19 protein-coding genes and 1 pseudogene are annotated in these 20,700 nt (G+C 51.2%); 16 read left to right on the forward strand and 4 right to left on the reverse strand.

Going from position 1 to position 20,700, the window contains the following annotated elements; genetic code table 11:
- Window positions 1-164 precede the first annotated feature (164 nt).
- Window positions 165-383, forward strand: coding sequence for a MazG nucleotide pyrophosphohydrolase domain-containing protein (locus GON22_RS19425; RefSeq protein ID WP_160397777.1), 219 nt, complete (start codon window positions 165-167; stop codon window positions 381-383).
- A gap of 49 nt (window positions 384-432) precedes the next feature.
- Here the strand turns inward: GON22_RS19425 and GON22_RS19430 are convergent, their stop codons facing one another.
- Together GON22_RS19430 and GON22_RS19435 are read right to left on the reverse strand one after the other, a co-directional pair.
- Window positions 433-1,350, reverse strand: a complete 918-nt coding sequence (locus GON22_RS19430) for a patatin-like phospholipase family protein (protein ID WP_160397778.1) — start codon at window positions 1,348-1,350, stop codon at window positions 433-435.
- Window positions 1,351-1,550: 200 nt separating this feature from the next.
- Window positions 1,551-2,576, reverse strand: coding sequence for an NADH:flavin oxidoreductase/NADH oxidase (locus GON22_RS19435; RefSeq protein WP_160397779.1), 1,026 nt, complete (start codon window positions 2,574-2,576; stop codon window positions 1,551-1,553).
- A gap of 178 nt (window positions 2,577-2,754) precedes the next feature.
- Between GON22_RS19435 and GON22_RS19440 the strand changes: the two genes are divergently transcribed.
- A complete protein-coding gene (locus GON22_RS19440) occupies window positions 2,755-4,002 on the forward strand; it encodes an MFS transporter (protein ID WP_160397780.1) in 1,248 nt (415 codons plus the stop codon).
- A 158-nt stretch (window positions 4,003-4,160) separates the two neighbouring features.
- On the opposite strand, the pseudogene GON22_RS19445 reads toward GON22_RS19440, so the two are convergent.
- Window positions 4,161-4,628: pseudogene (locus tag GON22_RS19445) on the reverse strand (DsrE/DsrF/DrsH-like family protein); the annotation flags it as partial.
- 365 nt (window positions 4,629-4,993) lie between these two features.
- On the opposite strand from GON22_RS19445, the gene GON22_RS19450 reads away from it, so the two are divergent.
- From GON22_RS19450 to GON22_RS19475, 6 genes are all read left to right on the forward strand, one after another.
- Window positions 4,994-6,793 (forward strand): ABC transporter ATP-binding protein, encoded by a 1,800-nt coding sequence (locus tag GON22_RS19450; protein WP_160397781.1) that lies wholly within the window; start codon window positions 4,994-4,996, stop codon window positions 6,791-6,793.
- Between the two features lie 66 nt (window positions 6,794-6,859).
- On the forward strand, window positions 6,860-7,345 hold the full coding sequence (locus tag GON22_RS19455; RefSeq protein WP_160397782.1) for a HugZ family pyridoxamine 5'-phosphate oxidase: 486 nt from the start codon (window positions 6,860-6,862) through the stop codon (window positions 7,343-7,345).
- Window positions 7,346-7,806: 461 nt separating this feature from the next.
- Window positions 7,807-9,132: an ArnT family glycosyltransferase gene (locus GON22_RS19460; RefSeq protein ID WP_237179249.1), complete on the forward strand. Its 1,326-nt coding sequence runs from the start codon at window positions 7,807-7,809 to the stop codon at window positions 9,130-9,132.
- The gene (locus tag GON22_RS19465; RefSeq protein WP_160397783.1) at window positions 9,129-9,833 is read left to right on the forward strand and encodes a glycosyltransferase family 2 protein; all 705 of its coding nucleotides are present in this window, start codon (window positions 9,129-9,131) and stop codon (window positions 9,831-9,833) included. The genes GON22_RS19460 and GON22_RS19465 overlap by 4 nt, the downstream gene beginning before the upstream one ends.
- On the forward strand, window positions 9,830-10,180 hold the full coding sequence (locus tag GON22_RS19470) for a DUF2304 domain-containing protein (RefSeq protein WP_160397784.1): 351 nt from the start codon (window positions 9,830-9,832) through the stop codon (window positions 10,178-10,180). The genes GON22_RS19465 and GON22_RS19470 overlap by 4 nt, the downstream gene beginning before the upstream one ends.
- A complete protein-coding gene (locus GON22_RS19475; RefSeq protein WP_160397785.1) occupies window positions 10,177-10,521 on the forward strand; it encodes an EamA family transporter in 345 nt (114 codons plus the stop codon). Before GON22_RS19470 ends, GON22_RS19475 begins: the two co-directional genes overlap by 4 nt.
- Before the next feature lie 74 nt (window positions 10,522-10,595).
- Here the strand turns inward: GON22_RS19475 and GON22_RS19480 are convergent, their stop codons facing one another.
- A complete protein-coding gene (locus GON22_RS19480) occupies window positions 10,596-11,150 on the reverse strand; it encodes a PadR family transcriptional regulator (protein ID WP_442954393.1) in 555 nt (184 codons plus the stop codon).
- Window positions 11,151-11,192: 42 nt separating this feature from the next.
- Here GON22_RS19480 and GON22_RS19485 point away from each other — a divergent pair, with 42 nt between their 5' ends.
- From GON22_RS19485 to GON22_RS19520, 8 genes are all read left to right on the forward strand, one after another.
- Window positions 11,193-12,746, forward strand: a complete 1,554-nt coding sequence (locus GON22_RS19485; protein ID WP_237179251.1) for a DHA2 family efflux MFS transporter permease subunit — start codon at window positions 11,193-11,195, stop codon at window positions 12,744-12,746.
- Between the two features lie 180 nt (window positions 12,747-12,926).
- Complete coding sequence (locus GON22_RS19490) at window positions 12,927-14,435, forward strand: copper amine oxidase N-terminal domain-containing protein (RefSeq protein ID WP_160397788.1); 1,509 nt, start codon at window positions 12,927-12,929, stop codon at window positions 14,433-14,435.
- Window positions 14,436-14,511: 76 nt separating this feature from the next.
- On the forward strand, window positions 14,512-15,072 hold the full coding sequence (locus tag GON22_RS19495) for a protease (protein ID WP_160397789.1): 561 nt from the start codon (window positions 14,512-14,514) through the stop codon (window positions 15,070-15,072).
- Window positions 15,073-15,075: 3 nt separating this feature from the next.
- A complete protein-coding gene (locus GON22_RS19500) occupies window positions 15,076-16,596 on the forward strand; it encodes a flotillin family protein (protein ID WP_160397790.1) in 1,521 nt (506 codons plus the stop codon).
- Window positions 16,597-17,144: 548 nt separating this feature from the next.
- On the forward strand, window positions 17,145-17,912 hold the full coding sequence (locus GON22_RS19505) for a DUF2087 domain-containing protein (RefSeq protein ID WP_160397791.1): 768 nt from the start codon (window positions 17,145-17,147) through the stop codon (window positions 17,910-17,912).
- A 30-nt stretch (window positions 17,913-17,942) separates the two neighbouring features.
- On the forward strand, window positions 17,943-18,350 hold the full coding sequence (locus GON22_RS19510) for a GIY-YIG nuclease family protein (protein ID WP_160397792.1): 408 nt from the start codon (window positions 17,943-17,945) through the stop codon (window positions 18,348-18,350).
- Between the two features lie 175 nt (window positions 18,351-18,525).
- On the forward strand, window positions 18,526-19,113 hold the full coding sequence (locus GON22_RS19515) for an RNA polymerase sigma factor (RefSeq protein WP_160397793.1): 588 nt from the start codon (window positions 18,526-18,528) through the stop codon (window positions 19,111-19,113).
- Window positions 19,110-20,630 (forward strand): ABC transporter substrate-binding protein, encoded by a 1,521-nt coding sequence (locus GON22_RS19520; protein WP_160397794.1) that lies wholly within the window; start codon window positions 19,110-19,112, stop codon window positions 20,628-20,630. Before GON22_RS19515 ends, GON22_RS19520 begins: the two co-directional genes overlap by 4 nt.
- Window positions 20,631-20,700 lie beyond the last annotated feature (70 nt).

The raw sequence follows: 20,700 nt of genomic DNA on the forward strand, positions 1-20,700 counted from the left end.
GTTAAAAAGGTATCCTTCGCAATTATTTAGGCGACTTCTATTTGTCAAGTGTTTTATCTTGTTTTTAGCTAGAAATCTATTGAACTTTTGTCCTTACAGTTGTTGGGGCGAACTGCATAAGTCATGAATACATCAAACAGAAGGATTACAATCAAGATGCTTCTATGGCTTACTTTTATAAACTAATTGAGGAAGTAGGGGAACTAGCAGAGGTAATTAGAAAAAACAAAAGACAAAGTGACACAGGCATTAAGGGAACGATTGAAGAAGAGCTTTCCGATGTTCTTTATTACACTATTTGTTTGGCTAACGTTTTTAAAATAAATCTCGAACAATCTTTCAAGCAAAAAGAGGAGCTAAATAAGCTGAAGTGGGGAAAGTAGGATAAACTTATTTAGGCTCCACACTAACTATGCCAAATTTACGCATCCCTTAAGTAGACCGGAACTTGCTCTTATACTCCGCGAAGTCCCAGTTCGCTAAGAACTTCTCGGCGGCTCTTGTTCCAGAGTAGCGAAGGAATGCAATCTCGTCGGGGCCAAGCGAGAACTGGGTTGTTGTGATCTTTCCGGTTGGGATGAAGATAGTCCGGCTCTTGCCATGCTCGTCGACATGCCGTTGGTCGTGGGCTTGCAGCATCGTTTTGAACAGGGCTCTGGACAAAGAGAACGGACCGTGAATCCGATTCGGATTGGCGATCGTTGTGCGCTCGGACAGCTTGAAGCCGAACGTCGGCCAGCGCGGCACGCCTGCCGTATCGAATATCCATATTGGATAGTTGCTCAAAATGCCTCCGTCCACGACATACGTCGGGCGAATGCTGATCGGCGGCCGCCAGCGGTAAGGCTGAAAGAAAAACGGGATGGATGTGCTCATCCGAACGGCGGTTGCAATCGGAAACTGGTCAGGCGAAATGCCATAATCATGCAGATCGTCGGGCAGCACAAGCATTTTGCCATTGGAGATATCTGAAGCGATAATAGTGAGCTTGCCGCGCGGCAAGTCACTGAACGTATGGACGTTTTTGCGCTGCAATAGCTCGCTCAACCATTGCTCCAACGGTTCGTTGACGTATAGTCCAAGCTTGAACAGCAGAGACAGGCCGCCGCCAACGAGCGGTATTCGATTCAGCACGCCTTTGCCCAGCAGCTTGCGATAATTCATGGATGTGATGATCGATTTCAACTCGGCTGCCGTATAGCCGGAGGCGATTAGAGACGCGACAATAGCGCCAACGGAAGTGCCGGCGACCCTTTGCCAGGCATATCCGGCATCCTCAAATAATTGAATCGCACCAGCAAGGGCTATGCCTCGTACTCCGCCGCCCTCGAATACTGCATCCGCTTTCATAGGCCTCACTCCTGTCCCCAAATCAATGGCTATGCAGCAACCCGTGATTATCCGCCCCGACGCCGTACCTGTTTTGCCACATTGTATGAGTGCCGATTGCTGTCAATTCTTGTTATGTGCAAATATTCGCTATTCTCCCGTTCACGCCTGCCCAAAATAAAGCCCGCCCATCTGCGATAGATGGACGGGCTTGACTTGTATTAGTAGCCGCGCAAATATGGCTTCGGCGGCTCCGCCTTGGAGCCGGTCGCCTGCTGGGCGTGCAGTGCCCAGTAAGGATCGCGCAGCATGCCTCGGCCGACGGCAACGAGATCGCAATCCCCGTTGGCGACTGCCGCTTGGGCGAGCTTAGGCTCATCGAGCAACCCAACAGCAATAACCGGCAGGCCGGTTGCTTGCTTAACCGCTCGGGCCATCGGCAGTTGGTAGCCTGGATACACATCCAGCATAACGGGGCTTGTCGCGACGCCTCCCCCAGTGGAAATATCGAACAGCTCTACGCCAGCTGCTTGGTACTTTCGGCATAGCTCTACGCCGTAGGCAAGATCGTATCCGCCTTCGCCGTAATCGACGGCAGAAACACGCATTTGCAGCGGGATATGGCTGGGCAGGACGCTCCTGGCGGCTTGAATGATTTCAACACCGAAGCGGGTAGGGTCATCTGTGCCGTATTGGTCCGTCCGATCATTAATGCTGGGCGAGTGGAATTGATGGATGAGATAGCCGTGCGCACCATGCAGCTGAATGGTATCGACGCCAGCTTGGACCGCGCGGGAGACGGCATCCCGGAACCGCTCGACCATTTGTTTTGTCTCATCGGTCGATAAGGCGCGGGGCTGCTTATAGGCTGGGCTGAAAGCGGCGTTCGATGAGCTGACGGGAACTTGCGCGCAATTCGATTTGCGTCCAGCGTGTGCGATTTGGATGCCGACCTTCGCGCTATGCCGTTTCATCCGCTCGATCATGCGTGCAAACGCAGGAATCTGCTCGTCCGACCATAAGCCAAGGCATTGCTCCGAAATGCGGCCATCCGGCTCAATATCGGTCATTTCAATCACAATCAAGCCGGTTCCGCCGACGGCGCGGGATACATAATGCACATCATGCCAATCCGTAGGCATTCCGTTATTGTTCTCAGCTGAGTATTGGCACATAGGCGGCATCACGATGCGGTTGCGCAATTGGAGCCGGCCATGCTCGAATGGCGTGGATAACGTAATGGACATCGCCAATTCACCTCGATTTTTTATCCTAATTATACCCATATAAAGCGATCGGTGTACACGAGATTTTATCGCCAAAATGGTTGCTAGCCGTCCCGCACGTATGGTATGTTCCTTAACAATCATGTTCACCTTATACTGACGAGCCTATTCAGGGTTAGAAGGAGATGCTGAACCTAACATGTCATCCACCACTACGGGAGATAGCCGCGTGCAAGCGGTTCGCACGGCTACAGTTTACTCCATCTTGTTCGCTATTAGCGCGTCCCATCTGCTTAACGATGCGATGCAATCTGTCGTCACTGCCCTTTTTCCTGTTCTAAAAGATTCGCTAACGCTCAATGATATCCAGTTAGGCTGGATTGTGTTTACGCTGAATATGACGTCTTCCGTTATGCAGCCGATTGTAGGCTTATATTCAGACAAAAGGCCGATGCCGTTCATGCTGCCCATCGGCATGGCGATAAGCTTGGTTGGGATGGTCATCCTAGGCTTAGCGCCTACGTTCTGGACGCTGCTTGGCGGCGTTGTTTTGGTCGGGCTCGGCTCAGCCGTCTTTCATCCTGAAGGATCGCGCGTCGTTCATTTCGCCGCAGGCGGCCGCAAAGGAATGGCGCAGTCGATCTATCAGGTGGGCGGCAACTTCGGGCAGGCGCTGGCGCCGCTCATGGCGATCTTCATCTTTCTCCCGCTCGGCCAACGCAGTGCGGTATGGGGAACGGTCATCGCAGCGGCAGCCATTTTGCTGTTGATGCGCGTTGCCCCTTGGTATAAAGGGCAATTGCTCGCACACGGTTCACCGCCGAAGAAACGGGCTGCAACAGCGCCAGCCGCTATGGCTGAGGCGCGCAGCAACAAACGGCTGGTCATCTTCGCGCTATCGCTGCTCGTCATTATTGTGTTCGCACGCTCGTGGTATTTTGCAGGCATCACGACGTTCTATCAATTTTTCGCGGAGGACCAATACGGCTTAACCAAGAAAGCGGCCCAAGTGCCAGTCTTTCTCTATATGACAGCAGGCGTTATTGGGACATTCTTCGGGGGCATTCTAGCGGATCGCATCGGCTTGAAAAAAATGATTGTGCTCTCAATCGCCGGCGCCGCTCCGTTCGCACTGCTTCTGCCGCATGTGCCGCTGCCTTGGGTGTATCCGGTCATGTTCATCATCGGTTTGATCTTGCAATCCGGCTTCTCGGTAAGTGTGGTGTACGCGCAGCAGTTGCTTCCCGGCAGCGTCGGCATGGCTTCGGGCCTCGTTACGGGGCTAGCGTTCGGAATGGGCGCTGTCGGTGCCGTCGTATTGGGCCAAATCTCGCATAGCCTTGGCCGCGCAGATATGATGTTTCTCGCAAGCTTCCTGCCGCTGCTGGGCCTGCTTGCTTTCTTGCTGCCGCGCGAACGGACGGCTGCGGCGGCGAAAGAATCGTAGCTATCAAGTTGTGTGGAGCTGCGCCGCTTCGCCGTTGCAATTGTACGAATTGCAATGGGAAGCCAGAGGAGGGAGTGAGGCTATGCTCGAACAACCCAACTCGCTCCCGCCAATCAAAACAGGAGAGCCCCATAACAATAGGGCTCTCCTGTTTGATTTTAGATGAATAAGTTCGTGCTAGCTTTGTCTGCTTGTCCGAGGTAATAACCGACTCCGCCGATTTTGATGCCGTCGATTAGTTCCTCTTGCTTGATGCCCATGACATCCATCGGCATCTGGCAGGCGACGAGCTCGACGTTCTGCTGTTTAGCGGACTCCATTAGCTCTTCAAGCGAAGCGATGTTCTTGCTTTTCATGACCGCACGAATCATCTTCGGGCCAATGCCGAGCATGTGCATATTGGACATTGGCAGTTTCTTGGAGCCTCGCGGCATCATCCAGCCGAACATGCGCTCAACGGCGGATTTTTGCACGAATGGGCCTGTATGCTTGCGCAGCATGTTCAAGCCCCAGAAGGTGAAGAACATCGTTACCTTTTTACCTGCGGCAGCAGCATCGTTCGCCAAGATGAAGGAAGCTATTGCTTTGTCCAAATTGCCATCAAATACGATGAAGGTAGCGCTATTGTTCACAGGGACCGATATGGCAAACCGCAGTTAGCGAACGAAATATGCTCGCCTTTCTCCAGCATGATGATCTCAGCAAATTCATCAAAATTTAATAAGCAACCGTAATGCTGCAACTGTTGAAATTTGTTAGGCGCATGGCCTGCACTTTTTTGATCTGATAAGCATGCAGTCTCACGACAGAGCATTTTAGCCAAATGGCAGGGCCTTATGAGCCAAATCGGCGAATGTAAGCGCTTATGGTGGAATATGATGATTTATGGCGAATAGCGGATATTTACACTAGGCACAGTTTCCCATAAGATTATTTCAGTTTGAATTCAGAGTTACCTACATTTGTATAGAGAAGAGAGGATAGGTGCATCATGAGCAAAACAGCTGCGGCAACGGCATCCGGCGTCGATTACGAGCGTACGTTTGAAGCCGCTGCCATGGAGAGAACACAAAGCCCTCTCCGATTTTTGTTTACGCTTTACCAAGGCAATCGAATGAATCTTGCTATATCGCTTGTATTCTTTATGATCAAGCATTCACCAATCTTCATTTTGCCAATCGTAACAGCGAATATGATCAACATTGCGACTAATCCGGCGGCGCATTCTACGCGGGAGCTGTGGATTAACTTCATTGTCCTAGGCGTTTCCATCATTCAAAACATTCCGACGCAACACTTCCACGTATCGTTTATGAGCCGGGCGGTTCGCCATGTTGAAGCAGGCTTGCGGAGCGCACTAGTCCGGAAACTGCAGCAGCTCTCGATCAACTACCATCGTGAGCTTCAGGCGGGCATGCTGCAATCGAAAGTGCTTCGTGACGCAGAGTCGATTGAGGGCTTGTCGAAGCAGCTAATGATGTCTTTTCTGCCATCGATCATTAATATCATCATCGCGTGTATCCTGACGGCCCGCAATAGCTGGACGGTTTCGATGTTCTTCTTAATGACAATTCCGGCATCGGTGCTTGTGATTCACCTGTTCCGCCGCAATATTCGCCGCACGAACAAGGAGTTCCGCAAAGAGATCGAGCAGATGTCGTCGCGCGTGTCCGAGATGGTCGAGATGATTCCCGTGACGCGGGCGCATGGCCTTGAGAAGGTCGAGATTGCCAAAATGGACAATACGCTTCGTTCATTGCAGGGCAAAGGCTACCGGCTCGATATTACAGAAGCATTTTTCGGCTCGTCCAACTGGGTGTTGTTTCAGTTATTCCAGGTTTGTTGCCTCTTATTTACGATTTACTTAGCCTATCACGGCAAAATTCCGGTCGGTGACGTCGTGATGTACCAAGGGTTTTTTGGCATGATTCTCGGGTCGATTACTTCTTTGTTAAATGTGTATCCGAACATTGCTAAAGGGTTTGAGTCGATTCATTCGATCCGCGAAGTCCTTCGGTCGCAAGAGATTGAAGACAATACGGGCAAGCTGAAGCTGACTAATGTGAGCGGGGAGTTCTCGTTCCGGGATGTGAAGCTCGTATACCCCGGCAATGAGCATCATGTATTAGATGGCGTTACACTTGATGTTCGAGCGGGTGAGTGCATTGCGTTCGTAGGCGAATCAGGTGCGGGGAAGTCGACCGTGCTCAACTTGGTTACAGGCTTCCTGATGCCGACGGCGGGGCAGGTGTTGGTCGATGGCATCGATCTAGCTGCTGTAGATTTATCGCGCTACCGTAAGCGCCTGTCTGTAGTGCCGCAGACGACAATCCTATTCTCCGGCTCGATTCGGGACAATATTACGTATGGCCTCAAAAATATCGCCGAGGAGCAGATTCAGCAAGTTGTGGAAATGGCGAACTTGCGCGAAATGATCGAGCGTTTGCCGCAAGGGCTCGACACGATGGTCGGTGAACATGGCGGCAAGCTGTCCGGCGGACAGCGCCAGCGCATTGCCATCGCGCGCGCGCTTATCCGCGATCCTCGCGTCATTATTCTCGACGAAGCGACTTCGGCGCTCGACAACCAGTCCGAGCATCATGTGCAAAAGGCGATGCAGCAGCTGATCAAAGGCCGCACAACCTTCATCGTTGCGCACCGCCTGTCAACAATCCGTGACGCTGACCGCATTGCGGTCATGAAGCAAGGCCGCATCGTTGAGGTTGGCACATTCGATGAGCTGATGGCGAACAAAGGTGAGTTTTATAATTTGAAGCAGCTGCAGCTCTAGGCGAGGCGCTACTGTGTCCTATCCGGCGCAGCAGCGCCCGAGCGTGCGAAGAAGGAGGCGAATCCGATGAAGCCGCCCAATATAGATAACATGCAGCAGCAATTCGCTGCATTCATCAGCAGCGTGAAGACAATCACGCTCGGCACGATCGATGTGGAGGGCAAGCCGTTTCTGTCCTACGCGCCTTTCGTGCAATGCCAAGGCAAGCTGTACATTTACATAAGCCGCATTGCGCAACATTATCGCCATTTGGAAAACAACGCTGCAGTGGACGTGCTGCTCATCGAGGATGAGTCACGCTCAGCGAATTTGTTCGCGCGGCAGCGGGCAAGGCTCTCATGTACGGCAGCTAACATTGGCAATGAAGGGTACGAGCCGATATTCCGATTACTGGAGCAATCGTTCGGCGAGCCGATGATTGGCATGCTGCGTGGGCTCGATTTCTCTATGTTTGAGCTATCGCCCCTACAAGGGCGATATGTTGTTGGCTTCGGGCAATCATTCGATATCGATGTGGCGGGAGAACAATTCAAGCTTGCTGCAGTGCAATAGGCAGGCATAGCCGCACATAAGCTTTTCTAAACGGACCCCAGAGACGTTATCCCCTCCAAAAGTGCCCATCGAAAAACGTAACGGACTCCACAGCCGTTATTTAGCCCTTTTGTTATCTCGTGAGGGCGATATTGGCCAAATAGCGGCTGCTCAGTCCGTTAGCGCATAAATATGCCTGATTATGCTCAAATAAGGGCCGCTCGGTCCGTTAGAATTTCCAACAAACAAAACATCATCTTTGTTTACCAATAAAAGAAGGGTGCCCCCGGCCTACGCGCTAGGGACACCCTCTTTGCTGCGCCTAACGATTGCCGCCTTACGAAATATTTATAAGAAAACCGGAACTATTCCCAGTTTTGAAGCGTCTAACATCTGGTATAATGTTGAAATGCCGCCTAGGTGGCTGAATAGCAGCATTCGTGTCAATAGTTGTAATAGAAAGAGAATGGAGTGGGAGAAAATTGTTTAAGTTATCCGATGTTAGCGTTCCGATGCGGCGTACGGTTCATCTTCTCGCCGTCGTTGTGTTGCTTGTGTCGGCCATTATCGTACTTGCATATGGCAATTATTTTTTACTAGGGGACATTAACAAGCCGAACAATGATGATGTAAAGTACATACGCAGCGCCAAAGTGCTGCTTGAGCAATCGACGCTCGCGTACAACAGCGGGACGAATCCGACGCTGTTCATCATGCCGGGCATTGTGCTCATTCTGTCGGGATTCATGTGGCTGTTCGGGCATGACGGCGGCGTTATTGCGTTCCGGTTATTTCAATGCGTGCAGCAGGCAGTATCGATTTATCTTGTATTCTTCATCGTTCGCCATATGTTCAACCAGCGGGCGGCGATTATTGCTTGTTTCCTAAGCGCGCTTTATTGGCCGGATTATTTCTCTTCGGGCGAAATTTTGACTGAGACGAGCTTCAAGACGATCTTGCTGCTGCTTGTTGCAGCAACAATTACGGCGATTCAGCGCAAGCGCTGGGGCTGGTATGCCACAGTAGGGGCGTTGGTCGCAGCCGCAGCTTATTTTAAGCCGCATGCTTCCTTGTATCCTGCGGTCCTTCTCATTCTTTGGCTGAAGAACAAGTATTCCTTTAAGCAAATGTTCCAATTTAGCCTAGCGATCGCAGGGGCCTATGTCGTGCTTCTGCTGCCATGGTGGATTCGCAATATGATTACGTTCGACCGGTTCGTGCTGTTCACGAACTCGGCGGGCAGCCCTTTCTTGCTCGGCACGCGCATCCTAGGGCAGCTGCCGCCGCCGGGCTTCTTCGTGGAGCATCCGGAATATACGGGCGCGACGTTATTCAAGGGCTCGGATAGCACAGCGATTCAAAAAGGGCTGGACGTTATCAAATACGGCTTCACGCACCAGCCGTTCAAATACAGCTACTGGTTCACGCTTGGCAAGATGGCGGAGCTATACTTGAACCCGTACTACTGGCGTCCGGTTTGGCCAATTGGCCGGGATACGATGAAGTGGATGCAGCAGCTGCTCGTTTATTCAAGCATCATTGGCCTGATCTGGGCAGTAGTTCGCCGTCCATTGGCGCGTCAATTGCCTGTCCTGCTGACACTGCTATATTTTACAGCGATCTACTTGCCGTTTGTTGCATTCTCACGTTATGGGTACCCGAATGTGGTGCTGCTGACGTTCTTCAGCGCTTTCTTAATCGAGCGTGGATACTCCTTCTTGCGCGACCGCAGCAAGTCCACCGATGCCAACACCAAGAACAGCAGCGGCGCTAAGCGCGCGCTAGAGAGAGGGGGATCCGCTTCATGAAGACGCTCATTATTATTCCAGCTTATAATGAAGAGGGCAGTATTGCCCAAGTGATTCGCAATATTCACGAGCATGCACCCCAAGTGGATGTTGTTGTCGTGAACGACGGCTCCAAGGATCGAACCGAAGCCGTAGCGCGTGCTGCGGGCGCTGATGTGATCACGATGCCGTTCAACGTCGGAATTGGCGGGGGCATGCAGACAGGTTATCTTTATGCTTTTCATAACCAGTATGACGTAGCTGTACAGATGGATGCAGACGGCCAGCACCGGGCGGAGGATTTGCCTCAGCTGCTGGAGCAAGCGAAGTCGAGCGATCTCGTCATCGGCTCGCGTTATGTAGAGCAAACAGCGTACCGTTCGTCCGCTTCCCGGAGAATCGGCATGCTGTTTTTCTCTGGGCTTGTCAGTATGGTAACCGGACAACGTTTCACCGATACGACGAGTGGCTTCCGTGCGGCGAATCGTAAAGTTATCGCGTTGTATGCGAGCTATTATCCAGCCGACTATCCTGAGGTTGAGTCGATTGTTTATTTGAAGCGCAGAGGGTGCCAGATTGCGGAAGTGCCTGCTGAGATGCGCAGCCGTGAGGCGGGACGCTCGTCGATTACGCCCATTCGGTCGGTTTATTATATGGTGAAGGTTACGCTGTCGGTTCTCATGAGTGCAACACGCATTCGCGGGGTGAAAACGAGCGGATGAGCATTTATGTATTATCGATCGCCTTTTCGATATTGTTCCTTGTAATCGTGTTTGAGCTTGTGCGGCGCCAAAGGCTAAAGGAACAATATTCCTTGTTATGGATTTTGTTCGGCGTGCTGCTGCTTGCCGTTTCAATTAATGTCCGCTTTTTGGAGCGGGTTGCCGAGTGGCTAGATGTCAAATATGCACCAGCGTTGCTCTTCCTGTTCGGGCTGCTGTTCTGCTTCGCTTTCATCCTTCACTTGACGATTGTTGTGTCCAAGCTGACCGGCCAAGTGCTGAGGCTGACGCAGGAACTTGCAATTATGAAGGGGAAACGAACTGATGGAGAGGGAGAACGAAATTGAGTAAAACGATTAGTTATTTGCTACTTTTCAGCAACGTTCTGCTGCTAGTAGCGGGGCAAATTTTGTTCAAATGGGGCTTGCAAAAGGCAGGCGGCCTGCAATGGGCGCGCATCGCCTTGTCGCCAACGATATGGTCAGGCCTTGCGTTATATGGCTTTGCAACACTGCTCTGGTTCGCCGTTCTTACACGGCTGCCGCTAAGCGTCGCTTATCCGATGCAGAGCACCGCTTATGTGCTCGGACTGCTCGCCGCATGGTTCATCTTTGGCGAGTCGTTATCCGCGACGAAGCTGATCGGCTGTGCCGTTATTCTTATAGGCGTCTATTTAATCGCCAAATAAATGAAAGGGGGGTTACCAAGCTGATGTTAGCTTGGTAACCCCCTGTTTTTGCGGAACGCAATTGTTACAAACGATTAGCCCTCCAACATTTCCAGCACCGATTCACACCATTCGAGCTCAGCTTTGAACCGGCGGTAGCCTTTGTCTAGCAAAATATAAATGCCGAACATAGGGGAGTTTAGCACGGGCGCCGTGCTTGGCCAATCCGCAGATTGCTGGATGGCCATTTTCTTTTGGTCCAAATAATCAAGCTTGCTTCGGCAATAGGCGGCGCGATCCTCGAACAGCTGCCTTCCCTCTTGGGGGCTGACGATAGAGCCGAGGCAGAAGGCTTTAAACAAAAGCTCATCGCGAAGTGCGGGCTCAGCCGGCGGGACAGCGAGCCATTCCCGCAGCTTCTCTTTGCCAGCATCGGTGATGGCATACATTTTTTTGTCAGGTTTGTCCTTCTGTTCAATAAGCTCATAACGGACATAACCCTCCTGCTCCATACAGGACAGCAACGGGTAGATTTGGCTATGCTTCGCCGGCCAGAATGGCTGGATACGCTGGGTTAAGTCATAGCCGCTGTAGATTTCATTCGTTAGTAAGCTGAGCAGCCCGTAGGCTAATGTATTCAATGTTGCCACGCCTTCCATAAGTAAACTTTGACATATGCAAGTTCCCATAGTATGATCGGATTTGTCTATTTCTTCTTATATGTAAATATAGACATATTGTATGAGATCATAGAGGAGGATTCAACCTTGAGTAAGGAAACTCAGAAACCAATACGTGAATTACCGATATTGGTTGCTATTTTTATCGGCTCATTCTTGTGCGTGCTCGCATCGACGACCATTAATATCGCGTTGCCGATTTTGCAGGACCACTTCCATACGAGCCTGAGCACGATTCAGTGGACGTTAACTGGCTTTATGCTGGCGATGGGAACGACAGCGCCGCTGGTCGGCTATTTGGGCGAGAAGTTCAGCTACAAACGGTTATATCTGTTCTCGCTTATCGGCTTCACGCTGGCGTCGTGCTTATGTGCACTAGCATGGGACGAATACTCGCTGATTGCCTTCCGTGTCTTCCAAGGCGCATTCAGTGGACTTATTATTCCGGCTACAATGTCTATTATTTATCAAGTGTTTCCAAAAGAAAAGCAGGCGATGGCAATCGCGCTCTGGGGCCTTGCTTCCATGTTGGCGCCAGCGTTTGGCCCAACCCTAAGCGGCTGGATGCTCGAAAACTTCGCATGGGAATGGCTGTTCATCATGAACATTCCGATCGGCTTGATCGCGATCCTGTTCGTTGTCGCGTACATTCCTTATTACAGGCTTAGTGTGCCAAAACGGTTCGACAGCATCGGTTTCGTTACCGTTATCGTGAGCAGTGCATCATTGCTGGTTGCACTGGGCCAAGGGCATAATTGGGGCTGGGATTCGACCAAAGTTATCGGGCTTCTCATCATCGGTTTGCTAGCGCTCATCGTGTTCATCTGGCGCGAGCTGACGACGGAAACCCCGCTGCTTAACCTGCGCGTCTTCCGCAACGGCCGTTATACGATCAACCTGATCATTACGAATATCCTCACGATCAGCTTGTACTCCGGTACGTTCCTGACGCCGGTATTCCTGCAGCGTATTCAGCACGTTTCGGCTATGGATACAGGATTGATCCTGCTGCCTGCTTCGCTCGTAATGGCTTTCGCCATGCCGATTGTCGGCAAGCTCTATTCGAAAGTAGGGCCAGGCATTTTGATGGCTGTCGGCATCGTTCTGCTCTGCATAGGCACATTAACGCAAAGCTGGCTCAGCATTGACGTATCGCATACGTACATTTTGTTATGGATGATCGTCCGTAACCTTGGCATTGCCTTTATTATGATGCCGGCCAGCAATGCAGGGATGGAGACGGTTCCGCCACAGCTGTCGGGCCATGCATCGTCCATCATGAACTGGACAAGAAATGTGTTCGGCTCGTTCGCCATTGCGATCTTTACAACGCTGCTTGCTTCCTACACAACGTCCCATGCTAAGGATTTAACCCTAGCAGGCGACAAGGACCCTACGCATGTCGGCATGATGGCGTTCACGATGAGCGTGAACGATGTGTACTTCATCGCGACGATTATCGCCGCCATTGCGCTCCCGCTTAGCTTTATGGTTCGCAAAACGAAGCAGGATAAGCCGAAGGCAGGACCTGGTGTAGAAAACGCCGGTCAAGCGACGAAGGCTTAAGATTGCTAGAATAGCTACACATGAAAGGGGCTTCCACTAGTGGGGCCTCTTTTTTGTGGCATAAACTTTAAGGGATCTTTAGTTGTTGTTCCATAAGTTGGGATTTAAAATAATGGAGAATCTTATTTATATGCAAATGAAAGCTTGATGGCGTCATGACATGAAGAAGGGCGTGACAGAATGAGACGGCACAGATGGATGATCGTTACAGCAGTCATATTATTAATTTTCGTTATTAAGGGAAGTGTTGAAGCTGCGGCAGGGGGCAAGGAAGGGACGGGCCAATCGACGGCATGGCTGAAGCTCACGATCGATGGACGGCCTATAGCTGATAAGCCTTACCTCAATAAAGGAACGACTATGGTGCCAGTCGCCCCGATTGCAGCGGCGCTTGGAGGCAAGGTGGAGGATGCAATCGACAAAACGAAGGTGCAATGGGGCGACATGGCCGTTATTTTGGCAAGCGGGACTAAGGAAGCAACCATTAACGGCGGGGAGGTGCTTTTGCCGGAGGTGCCAGTGAAGCTTAACGGCAAGCTATACTTGCCATTTAAGGCCATAGTAAATGTGTTTGGAATTAATGCGGGATACAAGCCAAATGAAAAAACAGTTGAGCTAACGACGAAAAACAAGAAGGCTATTATTTACGGTTATGCCGTCGATAAGTATGGGCAGCCTGTTACGCGAGGAGAAATATATTTATCGAGCTTCAGCCCAAAGCTAGTTGGTTATGAGCTAAGATTCTGGAATGGTTTTTACCGAATTGAAGTAGAAGAGGGCACTTATTCTGCTAGGCTTAAGATCAATGATTATACATTTAATTTGCCAGATATTAACGTTCAGATCAGAAATAACGATCGCGTATTCGTTCATTTGGCGCAGCCAAAACCTAATCTGATGATTAATGTTCATTATGAGGACGGGCAGCCGGTGGAGTATGGCTCGCTCGTTCTGCGGCTGAATGGCCGAGAAGCAAAAATCGAAATCGATCAGGGGAAAGCCGAATATAAGGTTAGTGAGAAAGGGCAGCTATTTATTGATGAAATCTCTGTCAATAACAGCAATTATAATGAATGGGACGTGTATGAGCTTTATGATGTGGATCCGAATGAACGGAATAAAGCCGTAGATGTCGTTGTACATCGTCCGAATGTCCGTTTACAGGCGAAGAACAATGGAAAGCTCCAAAATGGAGCAATGGAACTTCAATATCCGCAATTGGCAATGCAGTTCTCTCCTTTGTACAACTTATGGGAAGGTGAAATAGTTTTATACTTGCCTATAGGTACGTATCATTGGGTTAATTTCACCAGTTATAGTAACGGCCAGAAATTTAAAATAGATAAGGCGATTACGATAACGGACGAGAATGTAAACACGGCTACAGTTATCGTTTGGGAAATGCCTGATAGCTTCATTAGCGGGAACGTTCAGTTTATGAAAGGATCGTCAGCCATAGCAATCAGTGATATTGATGAGTTAGTTTTTTCAACGGTCGCCGATTTTTCCGTGCCTCCCGTGGCTAGCGTATCGATTGAGCCTGACGGGAGCTATGATGCTTATCTCCCAGATGGGAATTATTATGTGTTTTATAGGTCAATAGGAAAAATGTTGCAAATAATCAGCGATATGTTTGTGGTGGCTGACGGGAAAGCTGCTTCCCCCAATTTTGTAATAAAAATCGATTAACTGGCAAAAGGCTGTTTCACCGAATCTCATCATATATCTTTCATATGGGGTTAGTTTTTATGAAGGGGGGGAAGCGATGGAAACACTGTTTCTGGCCTGCCTCATTGGAGGCGTGCTCTATGCGATTGTTAGTGTGCTTATAGGAGACTGGCTTGGGCAAATGCTGGATGGGGCGCTCGATTTTCTATCAGCGGATGGACATCCTTGGCTGCATTCGACGGCCATTGTCGGCGGCATTACGGTGTTTGGCGGTGCTGGGCTGCTGCTGGAGCGATACACCATGCTTAGTGCAATATCCGTTCTGGTCGCAGCCTTATTAGTTGCCATCGTAATGGGGATTGCCATGTTCTTCTTATATATTCGCCCGATGGAGCAGAGCGAGAACTCAACGGCATTCTCGATGAAATCGTTAGTAGGCAAGGCTGCAGAGGTGTTGGTCCCGATCCCAGCAGCAGGCTGTGGCGAGGTGCTGGTAAAGGTTGGGGCGGGCTTCACGAATCAAATCGCAGCAAGCTACGATGGCGAGCCTATCGCGGGAGGTGCACGTGTCGTTATCGTCGAAGCAACGAATGATACGCTGCTTGTCTCACAGGTAGACCTGCCATTGCTCAGTGACGAAACAGAAAGGGGAATGTAAATTTTGCAAGATTATCTTCTTATTCCTGTTGTCGTAGTTGGTGTATTGGTCGTGCTTGGCCTGGCTTTCTGGGCTCGTTATAAAACAGTAAGCCCTGATGAAGCGATGCTCGTAACGGGCTCATTTCTCGGGGGACGCAATACATTGGTCGACGAATCCGGCCGGAAAGTCAAAATCATCCGCGGCGGCGGCGCATTTATCCTTCCTATTTTTCAGAAAGCAGAGTTTCTGTCGCTCCTTTCGCACAAGCTCGATGTATCGACACCAGAGGTGTACACCGAACAGGGCGTTCCAGTTATGGCGGACGGCGTTGCCATTATCAAAATCGGCGGATCGGTCGAGGATATCGCAACTGCTGCGGAGCAGTTTCTCGGCAAGCCGACAGAGGCGTTGAAGAGCGAAGCGCAGGAGGTGCTTGAAGGCCATTTGCGCGCGATTCTTGGCACGATGACGGTCGAAGAGGTATACAAGAATCGGGACAAGTTCGCCCAAGAGGTGCAGGGCGTAGCAGCGAAGGATTTGAAGAAGATGGGGCTGCAAATCGTCTCTTTCACCATCAAAGACCTGCGTGACAAGCACGGGTACTTAGACGCGCTCGGCAAGCCGCGTATCGCAGCGGTGAAGCGAGATGCGGAAATCGCCGAAGCTGAAGCGGTTCGGGACGCGAGAATTCAGAAGGCGCTGGCGGCAGAGGCGGGGCAGAAGGCGGAGCTGCTACGGGATACGAATATCGCCGAGGCGGAGAAGGATAAGGAAATGAAAGTCGCAACCTTCAAGCGCGACCAAGATACGGCAAGGGCGGAAGCGGATCAAGCGTACTCGATTCAGGAAGCGCGGACGAAGCAGAGCGTTGTCGAGGAGCAAATGAAGGTTGAGCTCGTGCGCAAGGAGCGGGAAATTGACCTTGAAGGCAAAGAGATTTTGCGCCGCGAGAAGCAATACGATGCGGAAGTGAAGAAGAAGGCCGATGCGGACCGATATGCGGTCGAGCAGGCAGCCGAAGCGGATAAGGCGAAGCAGCTTCGGGAAGCCGATGCGGTGAAATACCGGATTGAAGCAGAAGCGCAGGCGAATGCCGAGCAGAAGCGATTAGAAGGGTTGGCCGTCGCAGATGCCGAGCGGGCCAAGGGTACGGCAGAGGCAGAGGTCATTCGATTGCGCGGCCTAGCGGAAGCTGAGGCGAAGGAGAAGCTGGCGCAAGCGTTCGAGAAGTTCGGCGAGGCGGCCGTGCTCGACATTATCGTTCGCATGCTGCCGGAGCTTGCGGCGAACGTTGCATCCCCGATCAGCAATATCGACAAGCTCACCGTCGTTGATACGGGGCATGGCGAAGGGGCTGCACGCCTTAGCAATTACGTCACATCATTAATGGCAACTGCGCCTGAGATGTTGCGCAGCGTGTCCGGCATTGATGTGAACGCGCTTGTCCAAGGGTTGACGTCGAAAGCGGTAACGGACCGAGCGCCTGAAGCTACTGCTGCTGTGATTGCTCCGCCAACATTGCCTTCGGCTGGCGAAGCATAAGTTTAGAAGCTCATTTACCGAGAGAACTCCCGAAGTGGAGCTCTCTTTTTTGTTATGCGCTGAAATTGCAGGCTGAGCGGTACGTCGTATTTCTGGTACAGCAGCCTGCTCATTGCAGTTCGTACAATGGAAACAGCCCGTATGCGGGAATGAGGGGGTGTTATTGTATCTGGTGCAATGGGAAGGGCGGCTTTTATATGTTTTGCGCACATTATGGTTCTGCTGGAATGTACCTCATTGCATGAACTGCAATGGGAAGCACCGGGGGAGGCCATTCATGCTTTTCGCATTGCACAAAATGCAATGGCGGCATGGCAATCCGATAAAAGAAGCAGCCGCTCCCTCGTGTACGGCAAGCTGCGGTGCATCTGCACATGCTTAAACCAAATGAAAAAGCTGTCCTAATGCAATGGGAGCCATGAAATGGGCTGCATGCAATTAACCCATTCCTGTCTATAAGTCAGTTATTACGCATCTCTCCCTTGAAGAAAACCAAACAGAATCATATAATGTCTATATAATGACTGACGAAGTGGAGGTTTGTTTGGGTGCATGAGCTAACAGAACAATTTTGGTCCGCGAACCTGTCCGATCTGAAGCGCGGCTATACATGGAACGAAGCAACCGGCACGTATGTATGCTTAATGTGTGGCGAGTCGTACGAAGACGGCGCCATTTACCCTTTTGATAACAAGCTGTATGAGGCGCGCAAAGCAGTGGCGATTCACGGCGCGGCGACACATGATTCGATGCTGAACTATTTGCTAACGCTAGATAAGAAGACGACGGGGCTAACCGATCTTCAGAAGGAACTGATCGGCATGTTCGCCGAAGGGCTGCAGGACGCTGAGATCGTGAAGCGCACCGGCGGAGGCAGCACGTCTACGATACGCAACCACCGGTTTGCCTTGAAGGAAAAGGCGAAGCAAGCCAAGCTGTTTCTGGCGATCATGGAATTGCTGGAGGAGCAGGGGGCGAGCGGCCCGAAGTTTGTCCCGATCCATCGTACGGCGACGCAGGTGGATGAACGGTATGCTGTGACGCAAGAGGAGTATAACGGGCTAATTGCACGTTATTTGCCGAACGGGCCGGAGGGACCGCTCGAATCTTTCCCAGTTAAGGAGAAGCGACGGCTTGCTTTGCTGCGCCATATGGCGGGTTATTTTGAACGAAAACATACGTATACCGAGAAGGAAGTCAATGATCGGCTGAAGACTTTTAGCGAGGATGATTACGTTATGCTTCGGCGGTATTTGATCGAATACGGATTCCTTGACCGCAAGGATGACGGCAGCGCGTATTGGGTGAAAGGATAGCACGGGATAGAAAGGATTGGTGGAACGGCCGTGAAAAATGCAGAACAACGCAAGGCGCTTGTCGAGCAGTACCAAGATCGGAAACGGGAAATGGGCGTCTACCGGATCGTCCATATTCCAACCGGCAAATCGTATATCGGTTCTTCTGTTAATCTGGATGCCGCGTGGAATTTGCAGCGGTTCATCTTGAATTTGGGAGAGCATGACTGTGCAGGCCTATTGGCGGCATGGAAGCGGGATGGCCAAGCGGCATTTCGTTATGAAACGATTGAATTGCTTAAGACGGGCGATGATGTCAAATATGATTATAAGGATCTCCAACTGCCGGAGCCTCAGCGGCGCAGTGTCTCCAAACAGTACAAGAAGGATTTGGCGGCTCTAGAGGCAACCTGCATTGGGCTGGAACGCCAAGCGGGTGTGCAGCTGTTCAACGAGTAGATTAAGTACGAGATGCATGATAGCTGCAGTGTCGGGAAAACCGGTGCTGCGGCTTTTTTTGTGTTTGCTTAGATTATATGGTTGATTCTCCCATCTCTAACCGCTTATTCTAAACAAGTTGCTAGAATAGGGAACTATTAACTCCCGCTATCGTCTACTTGTCGAGGTGAATGTGTTGTCTTTCGAATATTTGAAACATGTAACAGATGGCTTGGATCGGGATGCCGTGCTCGACGACCTGATGAAGGCGTATGGGCGCGATGTCTGGAACTATGCGTTGTTTCTGACGAGAAACCGCGAGCTGGCTGACGATATTGCGCAGGACGTGTTCGTGAAAGTGTACGAGCGTCTATATTCGTATCGGGGCGAGTCATCGATCAAAACATGGCTGCTTGCCATTACGCGAAATACGGCGCGGGATGCGATGCGCTCCTCTTGGCTGCGCCGGGTGATGCTGCTGCCGGGCAAGCTGATAAGCTCGGATGAGCATCCGTCTGCCGAACGGGAAGCGCTCCAGCGCGAACTAGTGCATGATATATGGTCCATCGTGCTTCATCTCCCAGCGAAGCTGCGCGAGGTGCTGCTGCTGCATGCCCATCATGGCTTGGGAATGAAGGAGATGGCAGCCTTGCTCGGCCTATCGGAGGGGACGGTCAAGTCACGATTGTTTCGGGCGCGCGCTCAGGCAAGCCGTATGCTGGACAAGCAGAATAGGCAACACGAACATGAACCATCCGTAAGGGGCGAGGAGAAGTGGACATGAGCGAGCGCAAGCAAGAGTATTGGGAACGGCAGCTTACCGGTCAACCGCTCCGGGGCGGTGGATTCACCTCAGACATTGAACGCAAAGTGAGGGAACGAATCCGAATGGGACAATCGACAACCAAATCAAGAGGCTGGATAAAGACGACAGCGGCAATTACGGCCATGGCTGTGCTGCTGGGCGGAGGCTGGCTGCTTAAGGATGATATAGGGGAGTTCATGAACCCTTCGAATAAAATGGCCGGCGTGCCCGCTTCGCTGCAGGATGATTCGCTGGCGGATATGGATGTAACGTTGAAGGTGATGGAGAATACTTACGATAATTTTACGACGATGCAATATGCCAGGCCGTTCCTGCTTCATCATCCGTCGGTTGGCGTGGAGGCGGTAGTCCGGCCTGTTCCCAAGGAAGGCGATAAGCTTCAGGACTGGATCGAGAAGGAGAAGCTGGACGTGTTGCGATTAAGTTTTGATGAGTACGTGCTGCTGGCGAATGAAGGGAAGCTGCTAGCATTGGACGCGCTCATCAAGAAAGATAAGGTAGATGTAAATGCGATGTATGAGCCTGTGATGGATATGCTGCGCACTGGTGGTGGTGGACAACTGTATGGTCTTCCGTCGGATTTTCAGACTTACGTGTTGTTCGTTAACACCGAATTGTTCAAGCAGAAAGGAATTCCTATTCCCCACGAAGGGATGACATGGGAGGAGCTGCTGAATACGGCCGCTCGATTCCAAGGCACAGGCGTAACGGGACTGCTTCCTGACTCTTGGGCGGCCGATCGCGTCTATAGTCTGGTGGATCGAATTGGAAGCTCAGAGGGCTTGCAAACGGATGTGCAGAATGGGAAGCAAGTAACCGTAAATTCCCCTGCATGGGCAGCGATATGGCAGAAGGTGGCGGATGGTTATCGTGAAGGCTGGCTATATCGAGAAGCGAAGAAGGACAACAGCGTGGAATCGTTCACGCCCTCGGATGCCTTTCTTAGTGGAAAAGCTGCAATGGTGATTTCCAGCAGCTATTACATGCAGCAAATCGATCAGGTCTGGCAAGGCGATGAACAAAAACAATGGATCACGGTGCCTTTGCCTGGCATTAGCAATGCGAGCGTTTATGTGAATGAAATTTATGCTGTACGGGCAAACACGACGAATGAGAAAGCAGCTTGGGAGTTCGCCAAGTTCATGACAGGGCGCGAGTTCGCCAAGCGGATTATTGCAATGGGGGGCAATACCCCGATCCGCCAATCCGATTGGCCTGAGGGCAAACAGGCGAATATCGCTGCGTTTTATCAGAACAAGTTTGACGTATCCGAGTTTGTCGCTCGTTCTAGAGCAAGAAGTACGGGGCTGGGTAAGGAGACTGCGAGCAATACATTAGCGATTAACGCTTACCAGTTAGGCCAACCGCTCATGGAGCAGGTTATTGCAGGGAAATTAACGGTAGAGCAAGCGCTTGAACAGCTCAAGGGGCAGCTGGAGCAGGAAGTGATGCGTAAGAAGAAGGTTCAGCCATGATGGGAGGGCGGCTTCTAAGCAAACCATTGACGAAATGCTGAAGCGCATGCATGCGCAAGGGCAGCAAATT

The sequence above is a fragment of the Paenibacillus sp. MMS18-CY102 genome (genome assembly GCF_009789195.1).
In the GTDB taxonomy this organism is placed as follows: Bacteria; Bacillota; Bacilli; order Paenibacillales; family Paenibacillaceae; genus Paenibacillus_T.

Coding starts and splice junctions, on each gene's coding strand:
- GON22_RS19485 (WP_237179251.1), top strand. CDS start 11,193: ATGATCGGATTTGTCTATTTCTTCTTATATGTAAATATAGACATATTG.
- GON22_RS19430 (WP_160397778.1), bottom strand. CDS start 1,350: ATGAAAGCGGATGCAGTATTCGAGGGCGGCGGAGTACGAGGCATAGCC.
- GON22_RS19470 (WP_160397784.1), top strand. CDS start 9,830: ATGAGCATTTATGTATTATCGATCGCCTTTTCGATATTGTTCCTTGTA.
- GON22_RS19465 (WP_160397783.1), top strand. CDS start 9,129: ATGAAGACGCTCATTATTATTCCAGCTTATAATGAAGAGGGCAGTATT.
- GON22_RS19455 (WP_160397782.1), top strand. CDS start 6,860: ATGAAGCCGCCCAATATAGATAACATGCAGCAGCAATTCGCTGCATTC.
- GON22_RS19490 (WP_160397788.1), top strand. CDS start 12,927: ATGAGACGGCACAGATGGATGATCGTTACAGCAGTCATATTATTAATT.
- GON22_RS19450 (WP_160397781.1), top strand. CDS start 4,994: ATGAGCAAAACAGCTGCGGCAACGGCATCCGGCGTCGATTACGAGCGT.
- GON22_RS19520 (WP_160397794.1), top strand. CDS start 19,110: ATGAGCGAGCGCAAGCAAGAGTATTGGGAACGGCAGCTTACCGGTCAA.
- GON22_RS19425 (WP_160397777.1), top strand. CDS start 165: ATGGCTTACTTTTATAAACTAATTGAGGAAGTAGGGGAACTAGCAGAG.
- GON22_RS19435 (WP_160397779.1), bottom strand. CDS start 2,576: ATGTCCATTACGTTATCCACGCCATTCGAGCATGGCCGGCTCCAATTG.
- GON22_RS19495 (WP_160397789.1), top strand. CDS start 14,512: ATGGAAACACTGTTTCTGGCCTGCCTCATTGGAGGCGTGCTCTATGCG.
- GON22_RS19440 (WP_160397780.1), top strand. CDS start 2,755: ATGTCATCCACCACTACGGGAGATAGCCGCGTGCAAGCGGTTCGCACG.